The organism is Streptomyces sp. AV19 (genome assembly GCF_015999245.1).
GTDB lineage: Bacteria > Actinomycetota > Actinomycetes > Streptomycetales > Streptomycetaceae > Streptomyces.
In genome coordinates, this window is record NZ_JAEAMR010000028.1 from 1 (window position 1) to 4,220 (window position 4,220).

Annotated in this window: 8 protein-coding genes; 7 read left to right on the top strand and 1 reads right to left on the bottom strand. The window is 64.1% G+C overall.

Annotation, left to right across the window (positions count from 1 at the left end):
* From I5Q34_RS32590 to I5Q34_RS32610, 5 genes are all read left to right on the top strand, one after another.
* The coding region (locus I5Q34_RS32590) for a hypothetical protein (protein ID WP_199896111.1) at positions 1-232 on the top strand (232 nt) is incomplete at its 5' end.
* A gap of 59 nt (positions 233-291) precedes the next feature.
* Positions 292-774, top strand: coding sequence for a hypothetical protein (locus tag I5Q34_RS32595; RefSeq protein ID WP_199896112.1), 483 nt, complete (start codon positions 292-294; stop codon positions 772-774).
* A gap of 609 nt (positions 775-1,383) precedes the next feature.
* Positions 1,384-1,974, top strand: a complete 591-nt coding sequence (locus tag I5Q34_RS32600; RefSeq protein WP_199896113.1) for a hypothetical protein — start codon at positions 1,384-1,386, stop codon at positions 1,972-1,974.
* A 35-nt stretch (positions 1,975-2,009) separates the two neighbouring features.
* The gene (locus tag I5Q34_RS32605) at positions 2,010-2,600 is read left to right on the top strand and encodes a hypothetical protein (RefSeq protein ID WP_199896114.1); all 591 of its coding nucleotides are present in this window, start codon (positions 2,010-2,012) and stop codon (positions 2,598-2,600) included.
* Positions 2,601-2,862: 262 nt separating this feature from the next.
* Positions 2,863-3,264: a DUF3592 domain-containing protein gene (locus tag I5Q34_RS32610; protein WP_374193086.1), complete on the top strand. Its 402-nt coding sequence runs from the start codon at positions 2,863-2,865 to the stop codon at positions 3,262-3,264.
* Positions 3,265-3,353: 89 nt separating this feature from the next.
* Here I5Q34_RS32610 and I5Q34_RS32615 read toward each other — a convergent pair whose 3' ends face one another.
* A complete protein-coding gene (locus tag I5Q34_RS32615) occupies positions 3,354-3,650 on the bottom strand; it encodes a helix-turn-helix domain-containing protein (protein ID WP_199896116.1) in 297 nt (98 codons plus the stop codon).
* 166 nt (positions 3,651-3,816) lie between these two features.
* On the opposite strand from I5Q34_RS32615, the gene I5Q34_RS32620 reads away from it, so the two are divergent.
* Complete coding sequence (locus tag I5Q34_RS32620; protein ID WP_199896117.1) at positions 3,817-3,996, top strand: hypothetical protein; 180 nt, start codon at positions 3,817-3,819, stop codon at positions 3,994-3,996.
* Positions 3,996-4,220 (top strand): hypothetical protein (locus tag I5Q34_RS32625; protein WP_199896118.1); only part of this gene is annotated, 225 nt, incomplete at its 3' end. The genes I5Q34_RS32620 and I5Q34_RS32625, both read left to right, overlap by 1 nt.

The following is a 4,220-nucleotide window of genomic DNA, read 5'->3' on the forward strand; positions in this document are numbered from 1 at the left end:
CTTCCGCAGCCTCGACCTCATCGAGCCCGGCGACCTCGTCCACTACCACGGCAGCATCAAGACGGCCCACGGCTTCTACCTCGCCGTGCCCTGCCCCTGCTCGGTCTGCCGCCTCCGGCACGACCTCAATCCCACCGACACCCGCTACTTGCTCACCGACCCGTGGGGCGACCTCCCCGGCCCGCAGTGCGTCCGCCGCGCCTCCATCACCCGCTCCACCACCTGCAACTGACCGCCCCGGGCCCGGCGGCCTACCGGCCGCCGGCCCGCCACCACGAGAGAAGAGAGCACATGGAGCCGATCACGTGGCTACGCCCCGAGTACCAGGGGCGCGAAGACGAGCTGATCCACCTGTCGGCTGCCGCCGACCTCGTGGGCGTGACCAGGAGCGCGGTCACCAACTGGGCCACGCGGTACCAGAATTTCCCCCGCATCGTGCTGGTGTCCGGCCTGGCCGGGAAGCGCACCAAGCACGTCGTGAAGGAGGAGTTCCTCGACTTCGCCCGCAAGCGACTCAACGCACCCAAGGCGCGCCCAACCCACCAGAACCCCAAACGCCCTGGCGCAGCCATCGCCCGCGAGCAAGTGGAACGCCTGACGCGACGCGTCGAACAGCTCACCACACGCCAGGCCGACCAAGCTGCGGCGCTGAAACGGACACGCCGCGCCCTGAGCTCCGCCGAGCGCGCGCTGCGGGCGGCTCGCAACCGGCTTTCCGCTGAAATCAACGCAGTCCAGCAGATCACCGGCGAACGCGTCGACGCCACATCGTGAACGACAGGCCCGCGCCATCCAGGTGTGGGCCCGAGCGGCAGTGCGTCGTCAGTTGAAGACCGAAACATCGCGACAGACGGTAACGACGCAATCACGCCAATGGGTGAAGTTGAACCGGGCCGGCCATCGGTCCAGGGGCGACTCCACCACCCACCACCCCGAGAAGCGGGGATCTGCCGGATGCCCCACCTCCCGAGGGGCGGGTTGCACGGCGCTCATCATGGCCACGGATGACTCATGCCCCCTGAAACAACTTGACTGCGAGCGAACGGATTTGACGCCCTCAGTCGGCCCGCAGCGCGTCTGGCGCGAGTGCGTTGCCGATGCCCAACCCACTTCAACGAGTCAGGCCTCAGACTGATGAGCTAAACGTCACTCGGGGCGTTGATGGCGCCGCCGCGCCCTACGCCCGCTCCCCTGAGGAGAGGCGTTCTGCCGGACGGTGGGCGATTTGTCATGACAATGCAAGGCCGACAATCGGCGCCTGCAGCCTGGCCTGAAATCATCAATCACGGTGGCCCCTGAGATGGATGCCGGTTAGCTTCTCGGACGTCCGAACCCGTTATCGAGGTGCGGATAAAAAACCGCAGAAGATTACCGGAGGGGTTTATGAACCGCACGGCAAGACGCGGCACACTCGTCGGCGCAGTTGCCATGAGTGTATTGGGGTTGGTGGGAACTTCAGCAGCTCCTGCCCTGGCACAGGACAAGGCGGAGGTTCCTAGCGCGACCTCTGTTAAGGATTTCTTCAAGCCGGGCGACAAGATACCTGACAGCATATTCAAGCCCGGCGCAAAGCTGACGATCAAGCGGAACGTCGAAGGTTCGCCCAGGGCCGCCGCTCCGAGCCTGGCACGCAGTGGTGTAACCGACATGGGCGAGTCGTGTGGCACCAATGTGATCCAGAAGACGAGTGGCTCAGGGAAAACCACCCTAGTGATGACGGTTAGCAAGGAAGTGGCGGTCCAAAAAAGCGCATCCGGCGGTGTCGATTGGGGAATAGTGTCTGCCCAAGTAGGATTTAGCGTGACAAGAACCTACAAGGTGGAAAACCAGACACGCTTCGAAGTCCCTAGGGGCAAGTACGGGACCATTGAGGCATACCCTCTCTATCATCACTACCGGGTTAACCTCCCCATCGCAGGGTACGCAGAGATCTACAAGCCGATTGGCGTATGCTTCAATCAGTGGGCTAATTAACGTTTTTCAATTTTCGTGAATGAAAGGTTGGCCCCATGGTGCAGGCGACTCGAAAGCTAGCCGTCGGGTTTACCCTTGCGCTCTCTCTCACTGCCTGCACGATGGGCGGCGAGAGAGGGGCCATCCCTGAATCATCGGCTGAGCAATTGATTCCTCTGGGTCGACTTAAGTCGATCGACTTGAGCGGAGATCTTCCTGCGGCGGAGGAGTTCCCCGAATCCAAGCCCCCTAAAGCGGTAGGCGAGCTCCGGAAGGGTCCACGCCGCCTAATTGCGTACACCCAAGAGGGTTCCTGTGGCCTTCTAGTGGCCGACGCGGCCAACTCTAAGCAATCGTTGATCGATATCACTTCAGCGTGGCCGAAAAACGATTCAGAGGGGAGTAAGCGCTACCCCGCTGGACCCTACAGCTTCACCTCGGGGGCAGGTTCGAGTGAATCCGAAACGTGGGCCTCGCTCTATTGCAGCAAAGCGGCGATGGTGATCGAATACTCCTCCAAGGAGCATGCCCCCGCCTCCGACCAGAAGGGGAGTGTCTCCACTAAAGCGCACCAAGGAGATTCTGATTCCCTGACCGTAGTCATCGGTTCGCCGGAAGTGCGCAAAACGATTCTGCGTCAGGCTTAGAGGAGTCTTGGCTTTGATCTGATTGGACGCCGTGTACCCGGGGAGCCACTGACGCCCCGGGTACACGAATTCTCCCCTCGTGCACGCTTATGCAGAGCAGAGTCTCCAACTGTCGCTCTACCGGCCGCAGGCCGCCACCGACCACCTGTCGATGAGCTACCCACCCTCTCCAGCCTCACCAACTGCTCACCGAAGAGCCGACGATGACCGTTCGGCACTGAAGTAGTCTTGCCGTGTGACCGGAGGATTGGCCTATCTCATCGTGGGGCTCGTCATTGGAGGCGGAGCCAGCCTCATGCTGCGTGAGACCCTTCGTGTGCGTTGGCTTCGACGGCATGGGGTGCAAGCCTGGGGGGTGATCACCGCGATCCGCACAGACACCGACGGCGACGGCGACCTCCAGCACTACCCGCAGGTGAATTACCAGCTTCCCGACGACACACCCACGAGCGGGGAAGCAATGACGGGCTCACCGCACAGCTGCGTGTACGAAGTCGGCGACGAGGTAGACATCATTCACCACCCTCGCGACCCCTCCCAGACCCTCGTGCACGGACACGACGGCATCGCCAACAAGTGGGCCTTCGGCTTCGCCGCCCTGATCACGGGTCTCACCGCCGCCCTCTGTATCGCGACGGGTCTCGCCTCCCTGGCCGTCCAATAGGTCACGGCCAAGCGCCGGCCTATCTCACACCCCCTGCCGACTGACACTTTCACGCCCCAAGGGCAGTGAAGGACGCCGACTGACACAGGTCACTCGGCCTGCGACTGACCCTTCTTGGGGCGCCTGCTGCCCGAGCTTGAGTAGCCCTTGGCGATGTCCTGCACCGTCGAGAAACTGACCCCCAGGTCGGCCCCCACGGTGCGCAGGGATGCACCCTCGCGTGCGAGAAGTTCTTGCACCGCTTGCTGCCGCAGCTTCTTAAGGCGTTTGTTGTGCTGAGGAAGCTGCTTCAGCACCTCGCCCAGAGCAAGCGCCCGCGCCCTGGTGTCGGCAATCTTTTCGAGTTCACCGAGCGCCTCGAACACCCGCCGCGCCTCCTCGCTCAAATCCAGCCCCTCTCTTCGGGCGGGCCACTTCCCTCACTGTAGGGGGTTCCCCTACAGTGAGGGAGGCAGTCCACGCGCTGCTCATGAATAGACCCCGGCCCGGCGCTGCAACGCCACATGGACCGGGGTCAGACCACCCGCAACTCTCACGAAGAGGCGGTCCGCCATGGAGCGTACCCACCCCCAGACCCCCGAGCCCCCCGACCCCACCACGTCGCGCTCGGTCGCGGAGGAGCCCGCGACGCTCGACCGCTGCGCCAGGGAGTACGCAGCCGGCGCCGAGGCCCGCGACGCCGCCGCACGACGCGAGCAGCTCGACCGTGCCAAGGGACGGAGGCACCGCTGATGTGGGCCGTCTTCAACGCCAAGGGCACAATCCTCGCCCAGTTCAGCGGCGACTGCGGCCGGTACGACGCCGCCGGGATGGCCGACGCCGCCCTGGCCCGCGACTACACCGACGAGCCCGGCGCCTTCGTCGCCGAGGTCTGCACCCGCCACCACGAGCCGCTCGCCGCCTGCACCCGCTGCTCGGAGCAGATCGACTGCCCGCGCTGCGCCTGGCCCCTGCGC